Genomic DNA, 25,768 nt, shown 5'->3' with positions numbered 1-25,768 from the left:
GACAGCTGGCGCGCTGCTATTTAATTATACACGTCATGCGACCGAGCCACGCGAATTAAGACGGGCCATTACCTACGAAGAACTATGCAGTTCGACCGGGTCGCGGCCCACGAGCCAGTCGTCGTGGACGATGAGAAGCGGGAGGCGGCCGTCATCGCCCCGGTCGTCACACGGCCGGAGGGGGAGGCGATACTGTTCACCAAGCGGGCCGACCACCTGCCGGACCACCCCGGCCAGATGTCGTTCCCCGGCGGCGGCCGCGAACCCGAAGACGAGGACCTGCTGCGGACGGCGCTCCGGGAGGCCAACGAGGAGATCGGCCTCGACCCGATGGCGGTCAACGTTGTCGGCCGGCTGGACGACATCAGGACCATCACGCACTATTCCGTCCGCCCCTTTGTCGGGCGGATTCCGGACCGCGACTACCTACCGTCGGACGAGGAGGTCGCGGAGGTCGTCACCCTGCCGGTGTCGGAGCTGACGGACCTGGACAACTACGAATCCGAGCACCGCGACCACCCCCACTACGGCGAGATTCGGCTCCACTTCTTCTACGTCGACGGCTACACCGTCTGGGGCGCGACGGCGCGGATGCTGGTCCAGTTGCTCGAACTCACAACGGACTGGCGGATGCCGCCGGAGCCGGACCGCTACATGGGGCCGGACGACGACCTGCCGCCGAGCGTGCGCGACGAGGTGGAGTGACGCGGAGGCGCTGTTCCGGACGCGAAGAACGACAGGATTTTGCGACCCCGTAGCGATGATAGCGTAACTGGATGACCACGCTTACCGGTGCGACACTCGCGGCTGCCGGCATCGACGCGGTGGCGCTCAAGCCGGCGGAAGTCGAGGTTTCACGAGCGACTGCACTCGACGTTGACGCGCTTGCGATCGACTACGAGGGAGCGGCCCACGTCCCGGCAGCCGAAACCATCGAGCGGTTGGCGTCGACCGCCGACGTGCGCGTCACCACGCCGGTCCGAGCGGACGGATACGACCCGTTAGGTGACGACAGCGCACTCGACGCGCTGCCGGCGACTGCGAAGCGCGTCCTGGTTGCCGGCCACGGCGCGTATCTCTCCGAGGACGAGGCTACACGGGCCGTCGCACCACGGCTTCGGGCAGCCGTCGACAACGCCACCGACCCCTGGGTCGGCACCGAGGGCATCGAGCGCCTCGCGCTTGCGGTCGGGGGCACGCAGTACGAACTCCTCTCTCGGACGACGGCCCGCGACGTGCGGACGCTCCGAACGGCCGGCTTCGAGGGGTCGATTGCCGTCTACGCGCCGCTCGTCCTCTCAAACAGCGAGGACGCGATGCTCGACGCCGTCGGCGACTACGCGGCCCGGCGCGGCCCGGTCCGGAACGCGCTGCCCGAGGGCGCACCGACGGACAGCCGAGCGACGGGACGAGCCAGAGACGTACTCACACAGGCGATCCGCGACTACGCCCTCGTCGGCTCCGTCGAGACGGTCGCCGAACGAACCGAGCGGCTCCGCGACATCGGCGTCGACACGGTCGTCGGCTACCCGGCGCGCGGACTCGACCCCGTACTCTCGTAATGAACGTCGCCGTCGTCGGCGGCGGGGCCGTCGGCCTGTCGACCGCGCTGGCGCTGGCCCGCCACGGCGCGTCAGTGACGGTGTTCGAGCGCGACGAACTGGGCAGCGGCGCGAGCGGGCTGGCGGCCGGCCTCTGCTACGACGCCTTCGCCGACGACGTGGATGCCGCCGTGGCCGCGGACGCGCTCGCTCGCTACCGCGACCTGAACCTGTTCGAGCCCCACCCCTACGTCTGGGTCGCGCGCAACGAGAGCGACGCCACGGCCGTCCGCGAGCAGATCGCGGGGATGCAGCGAAACGGCATCGCGGCCACGGCGCTGACGCCGACGGAACTCGGCGACCGCTACCCTGCACTCGATATCAGCGGTATCGAGATAGCCGGCCTCGCCCGCGACGCGGGCGTGCTCGACCCCGACGCCGTGGTTGCGACACTCGCCGAGCAGGCACAGTCGGACGGTGCGACCATCGAGACACACACCCCAGTCTCGCTCTCGTCCCCGAGGACCGTCGAAACACCGGCTGAGACTCGGACGCTCGACGCGGTAGTGGTCGCGGCCGGCCCGCAGACGAAGCCACTCGTCGCCGATGTCGGTGTCTCGCTCGCGCTGAAGGCCTACCGGGCGCAAGCGCTCGTGACAGACCCCGTCGACGCCACGTTGCCGTCGTTTTACGACGCGACGCGAGAGTTCTACTGGCGACCGAAAGACGACGCGCTGCTGGTCGGCAATGGCGCACACGAGGTCGACCCGACTGACTGGAACCCGGACGCAGACGCCGAATTCATCGACCGGAGCCTCGACCGCGTCGAGCAAGCGACGGCGCTCGGCCCGGCGTGTGACCGAGCCTGGGCCGGCCTGTGTACCGCCACACCGGACGGCGCGCCGCTGGCCGGACAGGTCGCTGACGGTCTCTGGGTGGCGACCGGCTGGCAGGGCCACGGGCTCATGCGCGCGCCGGCGATGGGCGAGTATCTCGCCGCAGACGTTCTCGGCCGCCCGAACCCGCTCTCCGAGTATCTCCCGGACCGCGTCGACCCGACGCGATTCGATGGCTCTGAGGAATTTGCCGCGCTGGACGATCCGACGCGCGGCTGGGACGAGTGAAGACGTTGTAAGAAATTGTATACTGTACGATCAGGCGGCTTCGTCGTCCTCGTCGGCTGATTCAGCCGCGTCGTCCGCATCGGCATCCGCTGTTTCGTTGTCCGCATCCGCTTCGCTCTCCGCGTCCGCCTCGCCGTCATCGGTTTCGACACCAACGTCGGTTACGTCGTCCTCGTCGTGGTCCGTCTCGGCCTTCGGAACGCGGACGTGGAGCGTGCCGTTGCTCTTGAGCGTCGCCTGGGCGGTCTCCGGGTCGACGACGGCGTCGCTCGGAAGGGTGACGCTGCCGTCAAGTGCGAGCCCACGGCCGGGGTAGCGCATCTCGAAGCCGTCGTAGAAGTCGCGGAAGCGGTCGATGCGGACCTCCACGCGGTCGTCGATGTACCGGACCTGGATGTCTGACGCCGTCGTGCCGGGCGCGTCGAAGACGACGAGGTAGGCGTCGTCCGATTCCAGAAGGTCCGACGGCAGCGGCTTGTTCTCCTGTACCCGACCGGCAGCGCGGCCGATGTTCTCGGCAATAGCGTTGCCGATAGAGGAACCGATATCCCGAATCATAGTTCGACTTCGTCGAGGCAGTCCGTCCCGCCACAGTACGGACAGGAGAACGCCGCGAGTTCGACATCGTCCGGCATATCGTACGTGTAGTGCATCTCGAACATGTCGAGTTCGCAGCTGTCGTCCGTGCAGACGACCTCCATAGTGGCTGGCATACTATTCCGTTGGTCCGTCGGGGACAAACCCCTTACGGACGGGGAAACCCGCTCCCCGCCCCCGCCAGTCCCAACATTGATACTGTCACCGCCGTACTCGGGCGTATGAGTAAACGCGTCCTCGGGGTGGATTTCAGCGGCGCAGCGGCCGCTGGCGACGCGCTCTGGGTCACCGAGGCGACACCGACTGGTGAGGGACTGGACGTACGGCGATGCTACCGCGGGACCGACGAGTGGGGCCGGGACCGCGAGACGGCCCACGCCGGCCTCGTCGACCGCATCACCGACGACGACGTGGACACTGTCGGGCTGGATTTCCCGTTCAGTCTGCCCCGGGCGCTGCTGGACGCACAGTGTGGCGGCACCTGGTCGGGCTTCGTCGACTGGCTCGCAAGCGGCAGCGGCCCGACCGACCCGGCGTCGCTCTCCGAAGTGTGCCGACACACCGCCGAAATGGCGACTGGCAGCCGGGACCTGCGCCGAGAGACGGATTTCCGTCGCGGCGCGCTGTGTCCCTACACGAATCGGACGCGCAGCATGACGTTCTACGGCGTCCGGGACGTACTCGGGACACTGCGGGACGACGACACAACGGCCGTCGTGCCGATGCAGGGCTGGGACGCCGACACGCTCGTGGCCGAGGTGTACCCCGCCGCGACCTTCGGCTGGCTGGGCTGTTACCGCGAGGGGTACAAGAACGTCGACGATCCCCGACAGCGCCGGGAAGCAAACGTCGCGGCGGTCGAAGCCTGTAGCGTCACCGTCGGCGAGCACCGCGACACCTACCTCGGGAACCACGACGCGCTGGACTCGCTGGCCGCAGTGGTTTCGGCGGGCCGGCTGGCCGACGGAGCCAGACCGTCCGCAGCAGGCCCCGAGAGCGAAGGCTGTATCTACGTTTGACGACACAGTGGCGTCACTGTCTCGGGGTCGAAGCCCGGCATATATCAGTTTCCGGGCCAAGTTCCGTCTATGCCTGCCGACCAGGGCGGCTTCGAGGGCGTCCGCGAAAACGTCGACGGCCACCCGATGGTCAACCTGTTCGGGTACGCCACACCCTACTGGCTGCGGCTGTTCGTCGGCATTCTGGCGGCGTTCTGTACCCGATTCGCCCGCCTCGTGCCGCCGATAATCGTCGCCGCGGCCATCGACCGCGTCGTCCTCAGCAGCGGCGAACCGGGACTACTGACCGACGCCGGCCTGTTGCCGTCCGGGGAAATTGTCGGCGAAGCCGCCCGCATCGCATTCCTCCAGCGACTGGTCGTCATCGCGGCTATCGCCTACCTCCTCCGGTCGGCGACACGGTTCGCCTCCAGATATCTCCTGCAGTCCAGCGCCCAGAAAATCCAGCGCGATCTCCGAAACGACACATACGACCACCTTCAGCATCTCTCGCTGTCGTTTTTCGCCAACCATCAGACCGGCGGGATGATGTCGATACTCAACAGCGACATCAACCGCCTGGAGTCGTTCCTCAATACGGAGTTCCGCCAGATGATTCGAGTGGTGGCGACCGTCGGCGGTATTGCGGTCATCCTCTACCTGGAGTCGCCGAAACTAGCGTTCATCGCGCTCGGGCCGGTACCGCTCATCGGCATCGCCAGCGGCTTTTTCCTCACGTGGATTGAGCCGAAATACCGGTCCATCCGCCAGACAGTGTCCCGACTCAACACCCGATTAGAGAACAATCTCAGCGGCGCGCCGGTCATCAAGGCCTTCGACCGCTACGAATTCGAGCGCGGGAGGGTAACCGAGCAGAGTCAGGCGTACCACGACCAGAAGGTCGCCGCGCTCCGCATCCGTCGGGCCTTCTTTGCGGGGCTGCGACTCCTGACGGGTATCGCGTTCGTCCTGATTCTGTACGTCGCCGGGATGGATTTCATCACGAATCCCGAGAGTGAGGCAGCGCTGTCCACCGGTGGCTTTGCACTGTTCTTCCTCTATCTCCGCCGGCTGTACTCACCGATGCGCCGAATCGGGCGGTCCGCAAACAAGTACCAACTCGCCAAGTCCAGCGCCGAGCGCGTGTTCGGCCTGCTGGGCCAGGAACCCGAGGTCACCGACCCTGCGGACCCGTACGAACCCGATAGCATCGACGGATCGGTCGAGTTCGACGGCGTGACGTTCGGCTACGGCGACGAACCGCCGGTCGTCCGCGACGTGTCGCTGGATGTCCCCGACGGCGCAACAATTGGCCTTGCTGGGGCGACCGGGGCCGGGAAGTCCACCCTGCTGAAACTGGTGCCGCGGTTCCACGACGTGGATGATGGGTCGGTCAGCGTCGACGGCGTCGACGTGCGTGAATACGGCCTCCAGAGCCTCAGGAGCGAGATCGCCATCGTCGAACAGCAGCCGTACTTGTTCTCGGGGACCGTCGCCGAGAACATCGCCTACGGCGACCGCGAAGTCCTCGACGCCGAACAGGCAGACGAAGAGAGCCGAGGAACCGGCTGGGAGACCGCGCGCGACCGCGTCCGCGACGCAGCGAAGGCCGCCCAGGCCCACGAGTTCATCCGGGGCCTGCCCGAGGGGTACGACACGCAGATCGGCGAGCGCGGTATCAAGCTCTCGGGCGGCCAGCGCCAGCGGGTCGCCATCGCCCGCGCGCTGCTGAACGACCCCGAAATCATCATCTTCGACGAGGCGACCAGCGACGTTGACACGGAGACGGAGGACCGCATTCAGGAGAGCATCGAGCAACTGGTCGCGGACCGCACCGCCTTCGTCATCGCCCACCGCCTCTCCACGATTCAGGACGCGGACCGCATCGTCGTGATGGACGACGGGGAAATCGTCGAGCGGGGCAGCCACACCGACCTGCTCGCGGCCGGGGGCGACTACGCCGACCTCTGGCACGCCCAGGCCGACGACCGGGCGGTCAGCGCCGACGACTGAGCGCGCGCTCCAGCACGGACCCGTCACGTCGCCGATACGCCCTTGAGTATCCCACTCGTGTGACACCTATGGACACGGAACCGGCGGCGCTGGGTCGCATCCGAACCCTCGCGCACCTCTTGGATGAGAGCGTCCGCGTGCCCGGGACCTCGTTCCGAATCGGTATCGACCCGATAGTCGGCTTGCTCCCAATTGCGGGCGACCTGGCGATGACGCTGTGCTCGCTGTACATCGTGGCGGAGGCGGTGCGACTCGGCGTTCCCAAGCGTACGGTGGTCCGACTGCTTGCGAACATCGCCGTGGACGCAGTGATTGGGAGCGTGCCCGTCGTCGGTGACCTCTTCGACGCCTACTGGAAGGCCAACGTCAAGAACGCAGAGCTGGTCGCCGCTGCGATTTCGGACGGGTAGGCAAACGCTGGATCCGCTTTTGCAGACGTATTACGGGATATTCGGACGAGTAAGCATTCAGCGAATCCGGGGTGAATCCTCCGGTCAGTACGTTCCCAAAGGTGGCAATAAAAAACACTATCGCGAAAGAGAGTCATTTCCACGCATGGTCCAATTTAGCTCCCTCCTCGTGTGGGCGATCATCGGCTTTGGGTTTTTCGTCAGTGCGTCGTTCATCGGAACAGTACTCGGGCTGCAGTACTACCACAGTGGCGGAAGGCTCTCGATTTCGCTTGACGAGTTCATAGCCCGGCTCAACAACGATAAGCCATAGCTGTGGCCCGAGGGTGTTATACAACGCCTCCCACACTACCGATGACTCCTCCAACAGACTGTCAGTACAAGAAAACCGTATATCATTCCGACCGGAAATACTATCAATCCATTGCCATATTTCAAAAATAATGGTCCTCCGAAGATGGTTCCCTGAACACCCTCCAACATGGACAGATATTCTCGTTGGGCTTTTCGTTCTGGTTTGGCTGCCACTCCACCTAGAATACCTACAGGCGATCTATTGGGGCTGGTTTCTTTTCGGATTTGTTATCGGTTTGATTTCGATAGGACCCGTTCCAAATTCGCCAATCGGAGAACAAGTCGGAACGTGGTTCCGGAGAATTGGAGTTCTCGGCAGGGCAATAGCTATCCTTTCTTTTGCGGTCGTTGTTTGGATCGTAAGAAGGCAAGTTAACCTGCCTAGTGACATTGTCACCTGCGCCGTTGGTGGATTCATGTCATCATTTATTTTATATATTTTCATGCACCTACTGTATTCGGGTGAGGTCAGCGGATGGAAATGATAGGTAAGCACACTTACTGAGTGGTTCTCTCTCAAGAGTGGTTGAAACAAACTACCCTGTAAGCTGTGCTATGACACCGTAGTGGCCCCGGCACTGACTACGCTGTGAGCAGCCACTACGAAGGGACAGCACTGTCCGTGAATCGTCGTTCGTGCCAATACCTGGGGAGAATCAGGACGGATCGGTTGCTGGGGCGTTCCGGCAATCGCACTCCCATCGGAAACGCCATAGCCGACCAGACACGGTTTTAGGCATCGAACGTCAAGCGACGGGTATGACTGACCCCGAGACGCTCGACGTGACCATCGTCGACGGCTACGTCGACGAGCCCGCACACTTCGGGGTGCCGCCGTACATCTCGACGTATCCGCGGTACGCCGCCGGCGCGCTCGTCGATGCCGGCATCCCCCGCGAGCAGATCACGTATCACACCATCGACGAACTCCGGGAGGACAACGCCGTCTGGCGCGACGTAGAGGACGCCGACCTCATGGTGTACGTCGGCGGCATGACCGTCCCCGGCAAGTACGTCGGAGGGACGCCGGCCGAACCCGACGAAGTGCAGGAACTCGCCTGGACGGCCAACGGGACCTCGATCATGGGCGGTCCGGTCCGCTTCGGCGTCGGCGAGGCCAACGAGGGCGCGAGCGAGACGGCCCGCGACGACCTCGATTTCGATTTCCTGGCGATGGCAGATGTCGAGGCCGCCGTCTTCGACCTCGTGGAGTCCGGCCTGGAGGGGTTCAACGACCGCTACCGGGACATCGAGGAGGAGACGCGCTGGGCGCGCGACGGCGCGTTCGTCGTCGAACAGCACCCGAACCATCCCCACTATCTCATCTGCGAGATGGAGACCTCCCGGGGCTGTCCGTACCGGTGTTCGTTCTGCACGGAGCCGATGTACGGCAACCCGGACTTCCGGCCGCCCGAGAGCGTGGTCGACGAGGTCGACGCCCTCTCGGACCGCGGCGTGAAGCACTTCCGGCTGGGCCGGCAGGCCGATATCCTGGCCTACGGCGGCGACGGCGAGGCCCCGAACCCCGACGCGCTCCGCCGGCTCTACGGCGGGATCCGCGAGGTCGCGCCGGACCTTGAGACGCTTCACCTCGATAATATGAACCCCATCACCGTCGTCAAGTGGCCCGAGAAGGCCCGCGAGGGGATCCGCATCATCGCCGAGCATAACACGCCCGGCGACACGGCCGCCTTTGGTCTGGAGTCGGCCGATCCCAACGTGATGAGCGATAACAACCTCAACGTCACCGCCGACCAGTGTTTCGAGGCGGTGAAGATCGTCAACGAGGTCGGTGGCTGGCGGCCCGGAGGAGAGAAAGACACTGCCCCCAATTTCGGCGATGACGCCGCCCGCCGGCTGCCGAAACTGCTGCCCGGCATCAATCTGGTCCACGGGCTGAAAGGCGAGACGCGGGAGACCTTCGAGCACAACAAGCGGTTCCTCCAGCGGGTCTACGACGAGGGACTGATGCTCCGGCGCGTGAACATCCGGCAGGTGATGGCCTTCGAGGGGACCGATATGGCCGACACCGGCGCGGAAATCGCCAAGGACCACAAGCAACTGTTCAAGCAGTACAAACAGGAGGTCCGTGAGACCATCGACAACCCGATGCTCCAGCGGGTCGCGCCACCGGGGACGATACTGCCCGACGTACATCTGGAGTACCATCAGGACGGCAAGACCTTCGGCCGCCAACTGGGGACCTACCCGCTGCTCGTGGGCATTCCGGGCGAGCGCGAACTCGGCAACGTCGTCGATATCGCGGTCACCGATCACGGCTACCGGTCGGTCACTGGCGTTCCCTACCCGCTGGACCTCAACAGCGCGTCGATGAACGAACTCACTGCGATTCCCGGCATCGGCCGGAGCACCGCCGGTGACGTGGTGGTAAACAGGCCCTACGAGTCGGCCGGGGACATCGACGTAGACGCTATCGAACGGTTCGTGACCGCCCAGTCGCCGGAAGGCGCTGACTAACGGTCTCCCGGACCCGTCAGCGCATCGAACGGAAAGTACTTTTCACTCCGGGGATGACCAAGAGCGTATGACTGCGGTCGAGGTGAGCGTCGTTCTCCCTGCCTACAACGAGGCAGACACCATCGAGCAGACAGTCTCGACGACACTCGAGACGCTCGCCTCGTTTCTCCCCGAAGACACGTATGAAGTCATCGTCGCGGAGGACGGCTGCTCGGACCGCACGCCGGAGATCGCGACGCGGCTCGCAACCGAGGATAGTCGGGTCCGACACGTCCACAGCGACGAGCGGCGGGGCCGCGGCGGCGCGTTAGCGTACGCCTTCGAGCGGGCCGACAGCGACACCCTGGTGTACTTTGATACGGACCTGGCGACGGACATGGCGCATCTCGAAGAACTCGTCGACGCCGTCCGCGTCGACGGCTACGACGTGGCGACGGGGTCGCGCTGGATGCCGGAGAACCGCGCTGACCGGCCCGCAAAACGGGGGATTCCGAGCTTCGGCTACAACACGCTCGTCCGGACAGTCCTCCGGTCGGACCTCAAAGACCACCAGTGCGGGTTCAAGGCCTTCGACCGCCAAGCACTGGAGACGCTGCTGCCCCTCGTCCAGGACGAACACTGGTTCTGGGACACGGAACTCCTGGTGAAAGCCCAGCGTAACGGCTACCGGGTGAAGGAGTTCCCCGTCGACTGGACGCCCAAGGGCGATTCGAAGGTCGACATCGTCCGGGACGTGTTCGGCATGGGCAGCCAGATACTGCGGACCTTCTGGGAACTGTCGGTCAGCCCCCGCATCACCCGCAAGGTGTCACTGGGCGCGGGCACGATGCTCGTCGTCGTCGCCCTCTTGCTGATGACCCAGTATCTCGACCCCGACCGCGTGCTCAGCGAGATGGCCGGTGCGGCCCCCGAAATCGTCGCGCTGAGCGCCGTCGTCTACGCCGTCTCGTGGCCGCTCCGTGGTATCCGCTACCGGGATATCCTCGTCTCGATGGGGTATCGGGAGCGTTGGGGCTTCCTGACGGGGGCGATATTCATCAGCCAGACCGGGAACCTCGTGTTTCCGGCACGGGCCGGCGACGCGGTCCGGGCGTACGTCATCAAGGCCCGCCGCTCGATTCCGTACCCCTCCGGGTTCGCGTCGCTGGCCGTCGAACGGGTGTTCGACCTGCTGACGATCACGCTGCTTGCCGGCGTCGTCATGATGGGGCTGGCCGTGACTGGATCGGCCGAGCAGTTGCTGACCGCGTTGACAGGTGGGGCTGTCGGCGGCGATGCGGCCAGCAGCGGACGGACGGCCGTCGCCGTCGCGGCCGGGGTCGGCCTCGCAGCAATCGGGGCTGTGGTGGCGATCGTTGCCAGTGCCCGCACCGACCGGAACTTCGTCCGGGCGATCATCGGCCGGCTGAGCAGCGACTCCTACGCCGACTACGTCGCCGGCGTCATCGAGCGGTTCGTCGGCGACGTGCAGACCGTCGCCGCCGACGGGCCGGCCTTCGCCCGCGTCGGCGTGGGCAGTCTCCTCATCTGGACGTTCGACGTGATTACGGCCCTGATCGTCTTCGAGGCCTTCGGCTACGGCCTGACGCCGTCGCTGGTGGCCGTCGGGTTCTTCGCGGTCAGCGTCGGGAACCTCGCCAAAGTCCTGCCGCTGACACCCGGCGGAGTCGGCCTCTACGAGGGCGCGTTCACCGTCATCGTCGCGTCGCTGACGCCGGTCGGCGTCGCCGCCGCAATCGGTGTCGCTATCGTCGACCACGCGGTCAAGAATGTCGTCACAATCATCGGCGGCGTCGCGTCGATGGCCTGGCTCAACGTCTCACTCACGACGGCCGTCGAGGAGTCCCAGTCCGCCGAGGCCATCGAGCCGGAAACGAACGACTGAGCGACGACCGTTCTGCGGTCGGTACCGTGCTACACTGAAAGCGGCTGTACGATACGTTTTATTCGGTAACCGGGCTGACAGTGGGGAAACACGCGACTTCGGTTATATGAATGGTCATGCGACTGATGCACAAACGGGAGTTTCGTGACGTGTATCGGCGGTCTCCATCACAATACCGAAACCGTTTAATAACTTTCGTTCGAATACAGTGTTACCGACTGCCTCCGGGTTCTGTGATGTCTCTCGCCCGGTGAGCACCCGCCTTCGCAACCTATGAGTGAACACACACGGACGCGACAGCAGCGTGAGGAACAGACAACGGAGTCGACGGAATCGGAGAGCACGGCGTGCCCGGAGTGCAGTGGCTCGCTCGTTATCGACGACGAACACGGCGAAACGGTCTGTGAGGACTGTGGCCTCGTCGTTGAATCCGACGAGATCGACCGCGGCCCCGAGTGGCGTGCGTTCGATTCCAGCGAGAAAGACGAGAAGTCCCGTGTCGGCGCGCCGACGACGAACATGATGCACGACAAGGGCCTCTCGACGAACATCGACTGGCGCGACAAGGACGCCTACGGGAATTCCCTGTCGGGCAAACAGCGCCAGAAGATGCAGCGCCTGCGCAAGTGGAATGAGCGCTTTAGAACTCGGGACTCCAAGGAGCGCAACCTCAAGCAGGCCCTCGGTGAGATCGACCGGATGGCCTCCGCACTTGGCCTGCCCGAGAACGTCCGCGAGACGGCCAGCGTCATCTACCGCCGCGCACTCGACGAGGACCTGCTGCCTGGCCGCTCCATCGAGGGCGTCTCGACAGCCTCCGTCTATGCCGCCGCGCGACAGGCCGGCGTCCCGCGGAGCCTCGACGAGATCACGGAGGTTTCCCGTGTCGAAAAGAGCGAAATCGCACGGACCTACCGCTACGTCGTCCGCGAACTCTCGCTTGAAGTGCGCCCCGCCGACCCCGAGAGCTACGTCCCGCGCTTTGCCTCCTCGCTGGAACTGTCCGACGAGGCCGAGCACCGCGCCCGCCAGCTCCTCCAGAACGCCAAGGAACAGGGCGTCCACTCCGGGAAGTCGCCGGTCGGTCTCGCCGCCGCCGCGGTGTACGCCGCCGCGCTGCTGACTAACGAGAAGACGACGCAGGCCGCCGTGTCCGAGGTCGCTGACATCTCCGAGGTCACCATCCGCAACCGCTACCACGAACTGCTGGAAGCCGAGCAGGACCTCCCTGTTGCGTAAGCTCTAGGTCCGTTTAGAATTGCTGTGAGAACCGGTTCTTTTGTCGTCAATGGTCGTACAGCGGGAGCATATTGGCATCCAGCGGACAATCCGAACAACCAGAAAGCCCCCGTCCTCTCAGCTCCCGCGACTCGCTGCGCGCTTCCTCGCTCCTTCCAGTCGCTCGTCCAGTGCTTGCGTCATCGGGGTTCGCTGAGAGGACGGCCCCTTTCAGTCCCACCCAACGTGGATTGACCAACCGGCTTCGGGTGGGACTGAAAGGGGCGGCGTCGGCGCGTTGCGTCGACTGCTCGGGAAAGCGAAGCTCTCGCGGGCAATCGGACGCTTCGCGTCCGATGACAGCCGGGGCTTTCTGGTTCTCTACAGGAAGATACCCGACAGTCCCAAAACAGCGTACACTAGCAATTCTCCCGACCGACAACCACAAGACTAGAGTCAGTTCATCCGCTGGGACCGGTATGGAGACGACACACCGGGTTCGAACCGGTGACGCCCGCACGCTCGAGTGCCCCGACGACAGCGTCGAACTGGTGGTCACGTCGCCACCCTATCCGATGATCGAGATGTGGGACGACATCTTCGCACAGTTGGACCCCGACATCGGGGCGGCGCTGGACAACGACGACGGCGACCGGGCGTTCACGCTGATGCACGATGTGCTCGATGCGGTGTGGGCCGAGCTAGAGCGTGTGCTCGTCCCCGGCGGCATCGCCTGTATCAACGTCGGCGACGCGACGCGGTCCCTGGATGACGGCTTTCGCTCCTATCCCAACCACGCGGAGATAGCCGACCGGCTGACCGATCACGGGCTGCGCGCGCTGCCCGATATCCTGTGGCGCAAACCGACCAACAGCGGCGCGAAATTCATGGGCTCGGGGATGGTGCCGCCCAACGCCTATCCGACGCTTGAACACGAGCATATCCTCGTGTTCCGCAACGGGGAACGTCGCCGCCTCGAACCCGGCGCTGACCGCCGCTACGAGAGCGCGTATTTCTGGGAGGAGCGCAACGAGTGGTTCTCCGACCTCTGGGAACTGCCCGGCGAGACCCAGGACCTCGACGATGGGCTTCGAGACCGCTCGGGTGCCTTCCCGCTGACGGTGCCATACCGACTCATCTCGATGTTCTCGGTGTACGGCGACACCGTTCTCGACCCGTTTCTCGGCACCGGGACGACGACGCTGGCGGCGATGGTCGCCGGCCGGAACTCGGTTGGCGTGGACCGCGACCCGGACCTGCTGTCGGCACTGGAAGACCGAGCTGCGACCGCACCAGAGCGCTCCCGGACCATCGCCCGCGAGCGCCTCAATGACCACCGCTCGTGGGTAGAGCAGCGACGGGCCGACGGCAAGGAGCCGGGGTACGAGGCCGAACAGTACGACTTCGCCGTCAATACGAAACAGGAGCAGCGAATCCGGTTCTACGCGGTCGACTCCGTCAAGCCGACTGAGGATGGCTTCCGGGCCGTCCACGAACCGGTCGAATAGACGCGGGGTTCTTGTACCGGTCCGCCGAAGCCGGCGTATGGACTTCGAGTCGTTCACCTTGCTCGCTGCCACCGACGATCTCGGGGTGGAGCCGGCCGCCCGCGCCGACGCCGACGGGCTGGAACTCAGACTGGACTTCGCCGACGAGCCGCTGGCACAGCTGGACGCCTACGACGGCGAGCTTCCGATACTCGTCACGAACCGACCGACCTGGGAGGGTGGCGAGGCTGCCGACACGGCGGGCCGGCTCAGCGCGCTCGAAACCGCGCTCGAACACGAGTCCGTGACGGCCGTCGATCTCGAACTCGCGGCGCTTGAGGGGGCCGGTGACCACGACGCCGGACGCGTCGCCGACGCAGCCCGCGACCGCGGCGCATCCGTGGTCGTCTCGACGCACAACTTCGAGTCGACGCCCGACCGGGGAGCGATCGTCGACCGGCTCGAACGGGCCTGTGGTCACGGCGACGTTGGGAAGATGGCCAGCACGGCTCAGTCGCCGGACGACGTGCTGGCGATGCTCGGGGCGACCCGGGAGCTGACCGCTACGGGCGAGCAGGTCGCCACGATGTGTATGGGGTCGGCCGGTCGCCACTCCAGAGCCGTCGCCCCGCTGTATGGCTCCCGCATCGGCTACGCGCCGGTCGACCCCGCCGACGCGACTGCACCGGGCCAGTACGACCTCGCAACGCTCCGGACGCTGGTCGGACAGCTTCGGAGCGATACCTGAGCCCGGAACCGCTCTCGACAGTCCGTCACAGGCTTTTCCTCCGAACATCGGGCCTTCGGAAGATATAGGGGTATGCGCCACAGATTCGCCGAGTATGACTGAGACAGGGCGCAAGCGGCCGTTACTGGCCGTAGTGCTTGCGTTCATCTTTCCCGGATTGGGACACTTCTATCTCCGCAAGTGGGGGCGGGGACTGCTGTGGCTTGGCCTCCTGTTCACGCTGTCGGTGCTATTAGTCGTCACCGGGACGATCCAGCCGGTTTCCGAACTGACCCTCGAAGCGATCTCGTCAGCGTATCAGTCCAGGCCCACCGAGGTGACGATCGGCTCGGTCGTGATTACGACGCTCAACGTCGTCGACGCCTACTGGGTCGCCGTCAACGAGAACCAGACCCAAGAGGTCGAAGCCGGCGTGAAGTGTCCGAACTGCGGCAAGGAAATCGACCAGGACATCGACTTCTGTCACTGGTGTACGACGCAGTTAGAGCCGGTCGAACCCGACCAGCAGTAACCAGTCGGTTGCGGCCAGCCCCGAACCGAGGCCGCCTTACTTCTCGATGATGCTCTCTTCGATCCGCTCGCCAAAGTGCGTGGCCGTGTCCTCGTGGTAGACGAGAATCTCGTCGCCGGGTTCGAGGTCCGTGACCGCAGTTCGGCCGTCGCGGGTGTGGACCTTGATCGTCTCGGCGTTCTGGAGCAGCGTCTCGATGCGGTCGCAGTCCTCGGTTTCGGCCTGGACGCGGAACATCGGGCGCTTCTCGATCTTCGCGCGACCGACGATGGCCTCGCGGGTGCGGCCGTCGGCGTCGACTATCTGAACCTCGTCGCCGGACTGCAACTCAGAGAGGTACTTCGTCCCGCCGTCGGGGGTTCGGACGTAGGCGTGGACCGCGCCGGCGTTGACCCGGAACGGCCGCGAGGCGACGTAGGGCGACTCCGCCGTCTCGGCATGGACGAAGAAGAGTCCACGGGCCATCGACCCCACGAGCATCCCCTCGTCGTGTTCCATCAGGCTGCCCGTGTCGATGCAGACGCGGTCGGCGGAACCGGTCTGTTCGATGGCAGTGACTTCAGCGTACTCCATTTCGAGTGACTCCCGGCCCATCTCGTCGCGGACTTCGACGGTCTTGCGTATCTCGTCGAGGTCGTCCGTGTCAAGCAGGACGCCGTCGGCCCCGAGTTCCAGCGTCTCGTAGGCCGTCCGGGCGTCCTCGGCGGTTCTGACACCGGCGATGAGGTCCGTCTCCTCGCCGACGCGGGCGATGAGGTTTTCGAGCGGAATGATCTGCCAGTTCTCGCCGATGACGAGGGTGAAATCGGCTTCGGCGGCGACCGCTTCGGCGAAGGCCTCGTAGTCCTCGTCGAAGATGCGGACGTACCCGCCGTCGGGGGCGGCCCCGTTCTGCCGCAGCGTCGAGAGGTCCGCGGAGCCGGAGAAATCGGAGGGCAAATCGACCGTCCCGTCGCCTTCGCCGTTCTTGCCGACGATAGTGGCGTCGGCTGCGGATTCTTCGGCCTCGGCTTCCATCACGTGGACATCCCCGTTGGTGAACGCGGCGATGTTTATCGCACCGAGTTCCGAGACGCGGTCGACATCTTCCTCGTCGACCAGCACCCAGTCGACGCCGGCCTCGATACCGGCTGTTATCCGGCGTTTCCGTGCCTCCCAATCGCCGACCTCGCTGTCGGCTTTGAGCCAGACGCTTCGAGTCATACGCCCACGTCCGCAACGGCGGGGCTTGAACGTGGCGGAACCCGGGTCAGTCTGTTGGATGACAGATATTACGGACGCAAATCTGAAACTATCTGTGAGTGGCGTGTACGAACGGAAACTCTGCCGATTTAACTGACATCTCGAAGGACAGTTGTTATTTATTTGCTCCCAATTATCGTAATTAAATGTTGGCCAGAGAACTTATCATTGAGTCTTACTAACGACTCACCTGTATAATAAAGCAACCTACAAATGGTTACTAACCATGTCTACACAATCGCCGGGGCAAAAGGGGGGGTCGGGAAGACCACATCAAGCATCAACCTCGGTACGCTGCTGGCAGAGGCTGGATACTCAACCGTTGTCGTGGAGATGGATCTCGCGATGGCGAACCTCGTCGATTTCCTCGACATCGAGATCGATACCGACGAGGACACGACGTTTCACGACGTGTTAGCCGGCGACGCGTCGGTCACGGACGCGATGTACGAAACCGACGTGAACCTCTCAATCGTGCCGAGCGGGACGACCCTGGAGGGGTACGCCGATACCGACCTCGACCGACTGCCCGACATCGTCGAAACCCTACGGTGGCACCACGATGTCGTGCTGCTGGATACGCCGGCGGGACTGAGCGAAGAGACGATTCGGCCGCTGCAACTCGCCGACGACGTATTGCTCATCTCGACGCCGCGGGTGGCGTCGATCCGGAACGTTTCGAACACGAAAGAGCTCACTGAGCGGGTCGACGCGCCAGTGCGCGGCCTCATCCTCACGAAATCCGGGACGGGAGCCTCGCCCGGTGCTGACGAGATCGCGGCGTTCCTCGATGTCGAATTGCTCGGCCACGTCCCGGAGGACGACGCCGTTCCCCACTCTCAGGACAACGGGACACCTGTCGTCCTGAACGCACCCAACAGCGGCGCAGCAATCGCCTACAAGCGGATTTCGGAACAGCTCGTCGATACCGAGAAGGCCTCGACCGACACCACGGCAGACGCGTCCGCGCCAGCAGAGCCACCCGCCTCGGATGACACCATACCGACCGGGCCTCCGGAACAGCCAGCACAGGAACACGCGGCTGGGACAACGGACGGTGGCCAGGAAGTTCACCCACCGGACGGGGTCGCCGACGACGGCGACCTGATCGGTCCATCGCCGCCCGAACCGGACAGCAGGGATGATCCACCAGCGGACGACACAGCCGAATTGACCGACACCGGCGAGTCATCCGCCTCAGAGTCCGATGGTCGAGACTCCGAGGACGAAGCCGAAACCGCGTCGATAATCGACGGCACTGATCTGGTGGAAAGCGAATCAGAACCAGTGGACGGGTCAGGGCGGACTGCCGCCGAGTCGGAGCGGACTGCCGACAAGTCGGAACAGGACGCCGGTGTGTCAGAACGAGATATCGACGCGCCGGAACAGGATTCCGATCAGTCGGAACAGGCGGCTGCCCCGGCGCTGCATGCTACCGACGGTCCGAAACAGGAAACCAATACTTCACCGTCGGACGCTCCCAGCGAGGACGCGGATGCGACCGATGACGAAGCCGAGGCTAAGGGTCTCGGGGCGCGAATGCGGTCGCTGTTTGGCCTTTAGGCCTCGACGGCCAGGCCGGCCTCGCGGAGCGCTTCCTCGGTGGTAGCGTCGTCGTGGACGACGGCGGAGACGGCGCGAGCGATCTTCTCCGGTTCGTCGTGCTGGAAAATAGAGCGGCCCATCGAGACGCCGGAGGCCCCGGCGTCCATCGTCCCCCGGACCATCCGGACGGTGTCCTCGTCAGTTCCCTTCGAGCCGCCGGCGATGACCACCGGCAGCGACGTGGACTCGACGACGTGCTGGAAGGTCTCGGCAGAGCCGGTGTAGCCCGTTTTGACAATGTCCGCACCCAGTTCTTCGGCCAGCCGGACGGCGTGACCAACGGACTGGTTGTAGTCCTCGTTCTCGGAGTCGATGTCGGGACCGCGGGCGTAGGCCATCGCCAGCACCGGCAGGCCGTACTGGCTGGCTTCGGTTGTCAGTTCCGAGAGTTCCTCGATCTGTTCGGGTTCGTACTGGCTGCCGACGTTGATGTGGAACGAGACGGCGTCGGCCCCGGCGCGGATGGCGTCCTCGACCGTGCCGGTCACCCGCTTGTCCTGCTCGTCCGGGCCAATCGTGGTCGAGCCGTTGAGATGGGTGATGTAGCCCGCGTCGTTCTTGTTCGGATGGACGCGGCCGGCGATACCTCGCTGGGTGAGCACGGCGTCCGCGCCGCCGCTCGTGACCGCGTCGATGGTCGATTCGATGTCTTTGAGGCCCGTTACGGCCCCCATTGTGATACCGTGGTCCATCGGGACGATGACGTATGTGTCGTCTGTCCCGATGCGTTCGAGTCGTGCGCGTTTTCCTGCAGTCATGATATGAGACAGTGTGGCAAGTACGATTATGTGCGTTCCGGTTGCGGTCGTTCTGACGCCCCCCGAAGCGCGCCGTCTTTGAGTTCACGAGCCTTCGCTTCGAGTCGGTCAGCTACTTCGCCGACGGAGTCGCCGTTCTCGTGGCCCTCGGCGACGATATCGACCAGCGCGGAGCCGACGATAATCCCGTCAGCACCGGCGCTGACGATGCGCTCGGCGTGGTCGCCTGTCTTGATACCGAACCCGACAGCCTTGGGCACGTCCCAGTCGGACAGTCGGGCCAGCGATTCCTCGGTCGCGTCGTCCACGTCCTCGCGCGCGCCGGTGACGCCCAGGCGCGCCTGGACGTAGACGTAGCCCGACACCTGTTCGAGCATCCGCTCCAGGCGGTCACCCTTCGTCGTCGGCGCGACGATGAACACCAGATCGAGCCCGAACTCGTCGCAGGCCCGGCGGAGCGGCCCGGCTTCTTCGGCGGGCAGGTCGGGGACGACGAGGCCCTCGATGCCGACCGCGGCGGCCTTCTCGACGAACGGTCGCGGACCCTCGCCCTCACCATACTGATAGATGAGGTTGTAGTAGGTCATACACACCAGCGGCACGTCCACGTCGAGGTCCTCGACGAACTCGAAGAAGCGGTCGGGCGTCATCCCGGCCTCAAGCGAGCGGACGATGGCGTTCTGGATGGTCTTGCCCTCCGCGATGGGCTCGGAGAACGGCAGGCCGAGTTCGATGACATCCGCGCCGCCGCGGGCCAGCGCCTCGACGTACGCCAGGGACGCATCGTAGTTCGGGTCGCCGGCCGCGAGGTACGGGACGAAGGCGGGCTCGTCGGCGAAAGCGCGTTCGAGCCCCATCAGAGGCCACCCCCGCCGACCCGCTCGAAGATGGACATATCGGGCGCGATGTCGAGGTCCCGTTTGCTGGTCTCCTCAATGACCGTTTCGAGGTCCTTGTCGCCGCGGCCGGAGACGTTGACGATGACGGTGTCACCGACCTCATCGTGATGTTCCTCCAGGTAGCCGAAGGCATGGGCAGTCTCCAGGGCCGGGATGATACCCTCGTCCTGGGAGAGCCGGTGGAACGCCTCCAGGGCGTCGTCGTCGTCGACGTTGACCGGGATGACGCGGTCCTCGTCGACCAGGTGGGCCAGTTCCGGGCCGACGCCGGCGTAGTCCAGCCCCGCGGAGACGGAGTGGGATTCCATGATCTGGCCGTCCGAGTCCTGCAGGAGCTTCGTGCGTGCGCCGTGCAGGACCCCCTCGTCGCCGGTCGAGAGGGTCGCGGAGTTGGGCGCGACCCCTTCGTCTTCGTCGACCTGCAGCGAGGAGCCGCCGGCCTCGACTGCGTAGAGGTCGACCTCGGCGTCATCGACAAAGTGGGCGAACGTGCCCATCGTGTTCGACCCGCCGCCGGCACACGCCAGCACGGAATCGGGCAGCCCGCCGGTCTTCTCGATGGCCTGCTCGCGGGCCTCCTCGGAGATGACCGCCTGGAAGTCCCGCACCATCTTCGGGAACGGGTGCGGGCCGACGACGCTCCCGATGACGTAGTGGGTGTTCTCGACGGTGGTCGCCCAGTCCCGCATCGTCTCGGAGATGGCTTCTTTCAGCGTGCCGCGGCCGACCGTCACCGGGTTGACCTCGGAGCCGTTGATGCGCATCCGGAACACGTTGGGGCGCTGGCGCGCGATGTCGGTCTCGCCCATGTAAATCTCACAGGGCATGTCGAGATGGGCCGCCGCCATCGCCGTCGCCGTGCCGTGCTGACCCGCGCCGGTCTCGGCGATGATGCGCTCCTTGCCCATGTACTTCGCCAGCAGCACCTGGCCCAGCGCGTTGTTGAGCTTGTGCGCGCCGCCGTGCAGCAGATCCTCGCGCTTGAGGTACACGTCCGTGTCGTACCGGGCCGAGAGCTGGTCGGCGTACTGCAGCGGGGTCGGCCGGCCGCCGAAGTCGGCCAGCCGCTCCCGGAATTCGTCCATGAAGCCGTCCTCGTTTTCGAGTACGTACCGCTGGTAGGCGTCGGTCAGCTCCTCGATAGCTGGCATCAGCGCCTCGGGCACGTACTGTCCACCGTACTCGCCGAACTTGGGGTCGTGTGCGTCGTCAGTACTCATGTGTCTGTAGTCGTCGCCGCATCGGTTTCCGTTTGTGTCAGCCGCCGCGTGTTCGCCGTCACGTCCGTCGTCTCGCCGTGGTCCATGATGGCCGACCCGACCAGCAAGGCGTCCGCGCCGGCCCGTCGCATCCGCGTCACGTCTTCCTCCGTCTGTATGCCGCTTTCCGCAATGAGCGTGACGCTCTCAGGCACGTCGGGCGCGACGGACTCGAACGTGCCCAGATCGACCTCCAGCTCTGCGAGGTCGCGGTTGTTGACGCCGATGATGTCAGCGCCGGCATCCAGTGCTTTCTCGACCTCCGCCGCCGTGTGGGTCTCCACGAGCACCTGGAAGCCCCGCTCGCAGGCAGCAGCGAGCAGATCCGCCAAGTCGTCGGTCCCGTCCGCTTCGAGAAAGCGGACGATAAGCAGGACGACATCCGCTTCGACGACATCGAGTTGCTCTTCGTGAAGGATGAAATCCTTCCGGAGTACCGGAACGTCAACGGCGTCACGGACCCGTTCGAGCGTCGCCGCCGACCCGCCGAAGTGCTCCGGCTCCGTCAGCACGGACAGCGCCGCCGCGCCGCCCGCGACCATCTGCCGGGCGAGGTCGACCGGGTCGTCGGTCCGCTCGCCGTCCGCGGTCGGGCTCGTCGGTTTGATTTCGGCGATGACTGGCGTCCGCCCGTCAGCCGCCGTCGCGTCAAAGGCGTCGGGCAGCGACCGGGGCGTCACCGAGATCCGGTCACCGCCGCCACCGCGCTCCCGGGCGGCGTCGAGAATCGACTGAACTGCTGGGGCTATCTCCTCACTGTCGTCCATTACTGAACACTAACGTACAGAAGTGTACATAAGAGTTACCCTCTTACTGAGAGAACAGCAGGACGTACCGGAGCGCTCGCGCTGTCAAACAGGCCACAGTTCTATGATGGTTCGCGTTACATGCTCACACATGTCGTTCCAGACAACAATCCGTCCGGCCGAATCGATGGATATCGCGGATATCCGCCGAGTGGCCAGGGCTGCGTGGCACGCGGTGTACGACGACATCCTCGGCAAAGAGGTCGTAAACGAGCATCTCAGAGAAGGGTACGCTCCACCGGTGCTGGAGCAGATGATCGAACTCGAAGAGGTCGGCCTGTTCGTCTCGACAGCCGACGACGACGTGGTGGCATACATGAGCTGTGGGATGACGGACGCGACCGGTTTCGGCGATCTCGACCTGTACGTCCATCCGGACTACTGGGGCGAAGGGATCGGGACGGAGCTACTGCACCGTGGTGAACAGCACCTGCACGAACTTTCGGTGCGGAAAATCCGCGACGAAGTGCTGGCCGAAAACGAGATCGGCAACGGGTTCTATCGGCAGCACTTCGAGAAGGTCGGCAAGCGGACGACTCAGGTCGGCGGGCAGGAACACCCCGTCAACGTGTACGAACGGCGGTTGTGAACGCTGGCTTTTATCTGATCGGCAATAGTACGTGTGTGACTCACACGCTCTCGTAGCTCGTGTAACAGCGTTTAAGCAGCTGAAACTGCTTCATCTGCGCAATGAGCTACAAGATCGGGCTCGTCGGCAAACCCTCTGTCGGCAAGTCCACCTTCTTCAATGCGGCGACGATGAACGACGTGCCCGAGGGCGCGTATCCGTTCACGACAATCGATCCCTCGATGGGCGAGGCGTACGTCCGCGTCGACTGTGCGGCCCCGGAGTTCGACCACACCTGCACGCCCAACCACGGCTACTGCACGGAGGGGGTCCGGTTCGTTCCGACGAAACTCGTCGATGTAGCCGGCCTCGTCCCCGGCGCACACGAGGGGAAAGGGCTGGGGAACCAGTTCCTGACGGACCTTAACGAGGCCGACGTGCTCGTCCACGTCGTCGATTTCACCGGCGAGACGGACCTTGAGGGCGAACCCACTGAGGACCACGACCCGCGAGAGGACATCGACTTCCTCGAAGACGAACTGGACATGTGGTACCTCGACATCCTCGAGAAGGGCATCGAGCGCTACCGCTCGGGCTACCACGGCGAGGACAAGGCTATCGAGGACGACCTCGCCGAGCAGATGTCGGCGTTCAAGATCAACGCCGACGAGATCAAGCAGGTCGTGCTCGCGCTGGATCTGGAACTGGACCCCGACACCTGGGACGACGAGGACCGGCAGGCCCTGGCCCGCGAGATCCGCATCCGAACGAAGCCGATGCTCATCGCGGCGAACAAGATGGACACCCCGGAAGCCCAAGAAAACTGGGAGACCGTCACCGAGGACCCGGCGTACGAGCACCTGACTTTCGTGCCGGTTTCGGCCCACGCGGAGAAGGCGCTGAAAAACGGCAACGAGCAGGGCGTGCTGGACTACCGACCCGGCGACGAGGACTTCACCGTGACGGCGGACCTGCCCGAGGAGAAGGCCGCGGGGCTGGAGCAGATCCGGGACTTTGTTACGGAGTTCGGCGGCACCGGCGTCCAGCACGCGCTGGAAACCGCGCTGTTCGAGGAACTGGAGGCCATCGCCGTCTTCCCCGGCGCGCGCAAGCCTCAGGAGGATGGCACCTTCCTGCAGGACTGTTTCGTCCTGCCCGACGGGTCGACCGCCGAGGACTTCGCGTACTTCCTGCACACCGACATCGGCGAGGGCTTTCTGCACGCCCACGACGTGCGCACCGAGCGGCAGATCGGCGCTGATACCGAACTCGACCACCGCGACGTGGTCGAGATCACGACGACGAACTGAGCGGTCGCCGTCGGTACTGTTTCCGTACCCAGCGACAGCCGGGCTACAGAAGCAGGTGAGCAAGCAGCGCAATGATGGCGACTTTCTTGACGAGGATGACGCCGATAATCAGTTGTGTCGTCGACAGCGCCCGGACGCGCTCGATGCCTCGCCGGAGGAACGCGGGCGACTGGGCGAGTTCACGCACCAGCAGCCGTAATTCCGCGCGGAACGTCTCGACCGCCGACCCTTCGCCGTCGGTGTAGGCGGCTTCCGGCCGCGGCAGCCACTGCGAGCCGGTGTATTCGAGTTCGACCAGCGACCCCGCTAAATGACTGGCCTGTTCGAACTGCAAGCCGTTCGCTTCACAGAGCCGCTCGACCGTGGCGATCTCGCGGTCGCTGTCCAGGTCGTAGCGCCGCTGGATCGGCTCTGTCGCCCAGTCGAACTGGAACCGACAGACGAGTTCGTGCTCGCCGACCCACACGTCGACGACCTCGGCCAGTTCGACCGTGCCGGCCGTTTCCTTCCGCTTCCGGTGGAGGTGCTCGTATTCGGCGGGGGACTCCGTCGAAGCCGTCACCTGGGACTCCGTCTCGGACATGCCTTCTCAGCACGGGTGTTTGTCTGACGACACTATACGTTTTCTCCCGCTGGAACGAGTGGAGCCCGATGGATCCAGACCGGGTGCGGCGACCACCTATATATCGACCGGACACCCGTTGATCTCACCGCCACGCATCCCCTCGGCGAGCCAGTAGATAGAGAGGGTCAACACCACGAGCGCAAACAGCGCGAACTCCAGGCCATCGAGCGGAAGAAAGAGCAGCGAGGTCGAAACCCCGAGCAGCGATAGCAGCCCCAGCAGGACCGCCGACCCGCAGGCCGCACAGCCCGCGCCGAGCGTGCCCAGGATGACGCCCGCCACGCCCGCGCCGCCTTGCTGGAGGTCGAGACCGTGCTTGCGGAAGTGGTAGGTCACCAGACCGATGTCCACGCCGGTGAGGACGGCGACGACGACGAGCAGGAGTCCCTGTGCGGGGTTGAACGACGTGCCGATGAACGGGTACAGCTCGGCGAGAACGTGCAGTCGGCTGGCAAGCGGCAGTGACCCGCCGATCACGAGGTCCAGCACCAGCGGGACGTTCAGCGAGACGACGAACAGCGTCAGCGAGACGATGGCGGCGACTGCGGCAACGGCTGCGTAGACGGGCAGCGTGAGCACGAGCCAGACCGTCCGACCCATGAGCCGCCAGTCCCCGCGCGTCGTCGGCAGTCGGAGTCCCCGTCGGATGCTCATCGGTCGCGCTCTCCCAGCGCCTCGGCGATGAGGTCGTAGCTAACGCTCCCGTTGACTTTCGTCACGAACTCGCCGTCGTCGAACAGCAGAATTATCGGCGTCGTCTCGCCTAATCCGGCGTTTTCGGCCGCCTGAATATCCGCCTGGACGGCGTCGTCATGTACCCTGTTCCGGGCGTCACTTGCGACCGCCTCGCCGTCGAGGTCGGTTTCCTCGGTGAGAAACGTCGCCGTCCGCTCCAAGACGTTGTCCGGGTCGAACGACGGCTGCTCGGCGAAGTAGTGCTCGAACAGCGCCCAGAACGCCGCGCTGTCGCGGGCAAAGGTCGACTCCAGCGCCTGCGTCGCCGGCTCGCCCCAGGGATAGATGACGGGGTAGGTCCGGACGACATACGCGCCTTTGCCCGTGTCCACGATATTCTCACGGATATCCGGAACCGTGTTCTCGTGGAAGCGGCGACAGGTCGGACAGGAGGGATCTTCGAACGCCAGAATGACGTGGCCACCCAGTTCGCCGCGGCGAGGCTGGGCTTCGAGATCCGCGGCCGCCGGGTGGGTGTCGACGGACTCGCTGCTGTCCGTATCGCCACTGCAGCCCGCAACTGCGCCGACGACACCCACCCCGGAGAGCGTCAGAAAGCGTCGCCTGTTCATATACGCCTGGTCAACCCGCGTGGGT

At 64.8% G+C, this 25,768-nt stretch carries 27 protein-coding genes; 17 read left to right on the top strand and 10 right to left on the bottom strand.

The genetic code is table 11. The features are described 5' to 3' along the window. The first annotated feature begins 84 nt into the window (after window positions 1-84). From NDI54_RS04835 to NDI54_RS04825, 3 genes are all read left to right on the top strand, one after another. The gene (locus NDI54_RS04835; protein WP_310895345.1) at window positions 85-705 is read left to right on the top strand and encodes an NUDIX hydrolase; all 621 of its coding nucleotides are present in this window, start codon (window positions 85-87) and stop codon (window positions 703-705) included. 71 nt (window positions 706-776) lie between these two features. Next, entirely contained in the window at window positions 777-1,562 is a 786-nt protein-coding gene (locus NDI54_RS04830) for a DUF7388 family protein (RefSeq protein WP_310895344.1), read from the top strand. Continuing rightward, a complete protein-coding gene (locus NDI54_RS04825) occupies window positions 1,562-2,665 on the top strand; it encodes an NAD(P)/FAD-dependent oxidoreductase (RefSeq protein ID WP_310895343.1) in 1,104 nt (367 codons plus the stop codon). Before NDI54_RS04830 ends, NDI54_RS04825 begins: the two co-directional genes overlap by 1 nt. A 30-nt stretch (window positions 2,666-2,695) precedes the next feature. Here the strand turns inward: NDI54_RS04825 and NDI54_RS04820 are convergent, their stop codons facing one another. Both NDI54_RS04820 and NDI54_RS04815 read right to left on the bottom strand, forming a co-directional pair. Continuing rightward, window positions 2,696-3,223, bottom strand: coding sequence for an Hsp20/alpha crystallin family protein (locus NDI54_RS04820; RefSeq protein ID WP_310895342.1), 528 nt, complete (start codon window positions 3,221-3,223; stop codon window positions 2,696-2,698). Continuing rightward, on the bottom strand, window positions 3,220-3,378 hold the full coding sequence (locus tag NDI54_RS04815; protein WP_004517194.1) for a DUF7559 family protein: 159 nt from the start codon (window positions 3,376-3,378) through the stop codon (window positions 3,220-3,222). The genes NDI54_RS04820 and NDI54_RS04815 overlap by 4 nt, the downstream gene beginning before the upstream one ends. Before the next feature lie 105 nt (window positions 3,379-3,483). Between NDI54_RS04815 and NDI54_RS04810 the strand changes: the two genes are divergently transcribed. The 11 genes from NDI54_RS04810 to NDI54_RS04760 all read left to right on the top strand — a co-directional run bounded on the left by NDI54_RS04810 (window position 3,484) and on the right by NDI54_RS04760 (window position 15,364). Next, window positions 3,484-4,281: a DUF429 domain-containing protein gene (locus NDI54_RS04810; protein WP_310895341.1), complete on the top strand. Its 798-nt coding sequence runs from the start codon at window positions 3,484-3,486 to the stop codon at window positions 4,279-4,281. 69 nt (window positions 4,282-4,350) lie between these two features. Then, entirely contained in the window at window positions 4,351-6,273 is a 1,923-nt protein-coding gene (locus NDI54_RS04805) for an ABC transporter ATP-binding protein (RefSeq protein WP_310895340.1), read from the top strand. 68 nt (window positions 6,274-6,341) lie between these two features. Beyond that, the gene (locus NDI54_RS04800) at window positions 6,342-6,683 is read left to right on the top strand and encodes a DUF4112 domain-containing protein (RefSeq protein WP_310895339.1); all 342 of its coding nucleotides are present in this window, start codon (window positions 6,342-6,344) and stop codon (window positions 6,681-6,683) included. A 145-nt stretch (window positions 6,684-6,828) separates the two neighbouring features. Beyond that, window positions 6,829-6,996, top strand: a complete 168-nt coding sequence (locus tag NDI54_RS04795) for a hypothetical protein (protein ID WP_310895338.1) — start codon at window positions 6,829-6,831, stop codon at window positions 6,994-6,996. Between the two features lie 130 nt (window positions 6,997-7,126). Next, window positions 7,127-7,522 (top strand): hypothetical protein, encoded by a 396-nt coding sequence (locus tag NDI54_RS04790; protein ID WP_310895337.1) that lies wholly within the window; start codon window positions 7,127-7,129, stop codon window positions 7,520-7,522. Window positions 7,523-7,796: 274 nt separating this feature from the next. Continuing rightward, a complete protein-coding gene (locus tag NDI54_RS04785) occupies window positions 7,797-9,515 on the top strand; it encodes a radical SAM protein (RefSeq protein ID WP_310895336.1) in 1,719 nt (572 codons plus the stop codon). Between the two features lie 67 nt (window positions 9,516-9,582). After that, window positions 9,583-11,400, top strand: a complete 1,818-nt coding sequence (locus NDI54_RS04780; RefSeq protein WP_310895335.1) for a flippase-like domain-containing protein — start codon at window positions 9,583-9,585, stop codon at window positions 11,398-11,400. A gap of 273 nt (window positions 11,401-11,673) precedes the next feature. Beyond that, window positions 11,674-12,639 carry a transcription initiation factor IIB gene (locus NDI54_RS04775; RefSeq protein ID WP_004591241.1) on the top strand — a complete coding sequence of 322 codons (966 nt, stop codon included), beginning with the start codon at window positions 11,674-11,676 and terminating at the stop codon, window positions 12,637-12,639. Between the two features lie 458 nt (window positions 12,640-13,097). Continuing rightward, the gene (locus tag NDI54_RS04770) at window positions 13,098-14,126 is read left to right on the top strand and encodes a DNA-methyltransferase (protein ID WP_310895334.1); all 1,029 of its coding nucleotides are present in this window, start codon (window positions 13,098-13,100) and stop codon (window positions 14,124-14,126) included. A 37-nt stretch (window positions 14,127-14,163) separates the two neighbouring features. Then, entirely contained in the window at window positions 14,164-14,853 is a 690-nt protein-coding gene (locus tag NDI54_RS04765) for a type I 3-dehydroquinate dehydratase (RefSeq protein ID WP_310895333.1), read from the top strand. Window positions 14,854-14,947: 94 nt separating this feature from the next. After that, window positions 14,948-15,364 carry a zinc ribbon domain-containing protein gene (locus tag NDI54_RS04760; RefSeq protein WP_310895332.1) on the top strand — a complete coding sequence of 139 codons (417 nt, stop codon included), beginning with the start codon at window positions 14,948-14,950 and terminating at the stop codon, window positions 15,362-15,364. A gap of 36 nt (window positions 15,365-15,400) precedes the next feature. Here NDI54_RS04760 and NDI54_RS04755 read toward each other — a convergent pair whose 3' ends face one another. Next, entirely contained in the window at window positions 15,401-16,567 is a 1,167-nt protein-coding gene (locus NDI54_RS04755) for a 3-dehydroquinate synthase II (protein ID WP_310895331.1), read from the bottom strand. 252 nt (window positions 16,568-16,819) lie between these two features. Between NDI54_RS04755 and NDI54_RS04750 the strand changes: the two genes are divergently transcribed. Further along, window positions 16,820-18,169, top strand: a complete 1,350-nt coding sequence (locus NDI54_RS04750) for a P-loop NTPase (RefSeq protein WP_310895330.1) — start codon at window positions 16,820-16,822, stop codon at window positions 18,167-18,169. Here NDI54_RS04750 and NDI54_RS04745 read toward each other — a convergent pair. Genes NDI54_RS04745 through trpC form a run of 4 tightly spaced genes read right to left on the bottom strand, consistent with a single transcriptional unit; the run spans window position 18,166 to window position 21,894 of the window. Beyond that, entirely contained in the window at window positions 18,166-18,969 is an 804-nt protein-coding gene (locus NDI54_RS04745) for a 2-amino-3,7-dideoxy-D-threo-hept-6-ulosonate synthase (RefSeq protein ID WP_310895329.1), read from the bottom strand. The genes NDI54_RS04750 and NDI54_RS04745 overlap by 4 nt on opposite strands. Before the next feature lie 26 nt (window positions 18,970-18,995). After that, window positions 18,996-19,826 (bottom strand): tryptophan synthase subunit alpha, encoded by an 831-nt coding sequence (gene trpA / locus NDI54_RS04740; RefSeq protein WP_310895328.1) that lies wholly within the window; start codon window positions 19,824-19,826, stop codon window positions 18,996-18,998. Then, window positions 19,826-21,088 (bottom strand): tryptophan synthase subunit beta, encoded by a 1,263-nt coding sequence (gene trpB, locus NDI54_RS04735; RefSeq protein ID WP_310895327.1) that lies wholly within the window; start codon window positions 21,086-21,088, stop codon window positions 19,826-19,828. The genes trpA and trpB overlap by 1 nt, the downstream gene beginning before the upstream one ends. Continuing rightward, window positions 21,085-21,894 (bottom strand): indole-3-glycerol phosphate synthase, encoded by an 810-nt coding sequence (gene trpC / locus NDI54_RS04730; RefSeq protein WP_310895326.1) that lies wholly within the window; start codon window positions 21,892-21,894, stop codon window positions 21,085-21,087. The genes trpB and trpC overlap by 4 nt, the downstream gene beginning before the upstream one ends. Window positions 21,895-22,024: 130 nt before the next feature. On the opposite strand from trpC, the gene NDI54_RS04725 reads away from it, so the two are divergent. Continuing rightward, a complete protein-coding gene (locus NDI54_RS04725; protein ID WP_310895325.1) occupies window positions 22,025-22,522 on the top strand; it encodes a GNAT family N-acetyltransferase in 498 nt (165 codons plus the stop codon). Between the two features lie 101 nt (window positions 22,523-22,623). Next, a complete protein-coding gene (locus NDI54_RS04720; protein WP_310895324.1) occupies window positions 22,624-23,811 on the top strand; it encodes a redox-regulated ATPase YchF in 1,188 nt (395 codons plus the stop codon). Window positions 23,812-23,854: 43 nt separating this feature from the next. Here NDI54_RS04720 and NDI54_RS04715 read toward each other — a convergent pair whose 3' ends face one another. From NDI54_RS04715 to NDI54_RS04705, 3 genes are all read right to left on the bottom strand, one after another. Continuing rightward, window positions 23,855-24,394: a hypothetical protein gene (locus NDI54_RS04715; RefSeq protein WP_310895323.1), complete on the bottom strand. Its 540-nt coding sequence runs from the start codon at window positions 24,392-24,394 to the stop codon at window positions 23,855-23,857. 96 nt (window positions 24,395-24,490) lie between these two features. Continuing rightward, the gene (locus NDI54_RS04710; RefSeq protein WP_310895322.1) at window positions 24,491-25,090 is read right to left on the bottom strand and encodes a hypothetical protein; all 600 of its coding nucleotides are present in this window, start codon (window positions 25,088-25,090) and stop codon (window positions 24,491-24,493) included. After that, the gene (locus NDI54_RS04705) at window positions 25,087-25,743 is read right to left on the bottom strand and encodes a DsbA family protein (RefSeq protein WP_310895321.1); all 657 of its coding nucleotides are present in this window, start codon (window positions 25,741-25,743) and stop codon (window positions 25,087-25,089) included. The genes NDI54_RS04710 and NDI54_RS04705 overlap by 4 nt, the downstream gene beginning before the upstream one ends. Window positions 25,744-25,768 lie beyond the last annotated feature (25 nt).

This window comes from Haloarcula terrestris, from assembly GCF_031624315.1.
In the GTDB taxonomy this organism is placed as follows: Archaea; Halobacteriota; Halobacteria; order Halobacteriales; family Haloarculaceae; genus Haloarcula; species Haloarcula terrestris.
Note: the sequence above shows the minus strand (reverse complement) of the source record. Positions and strands in the feature narration are given on the sequence as shown.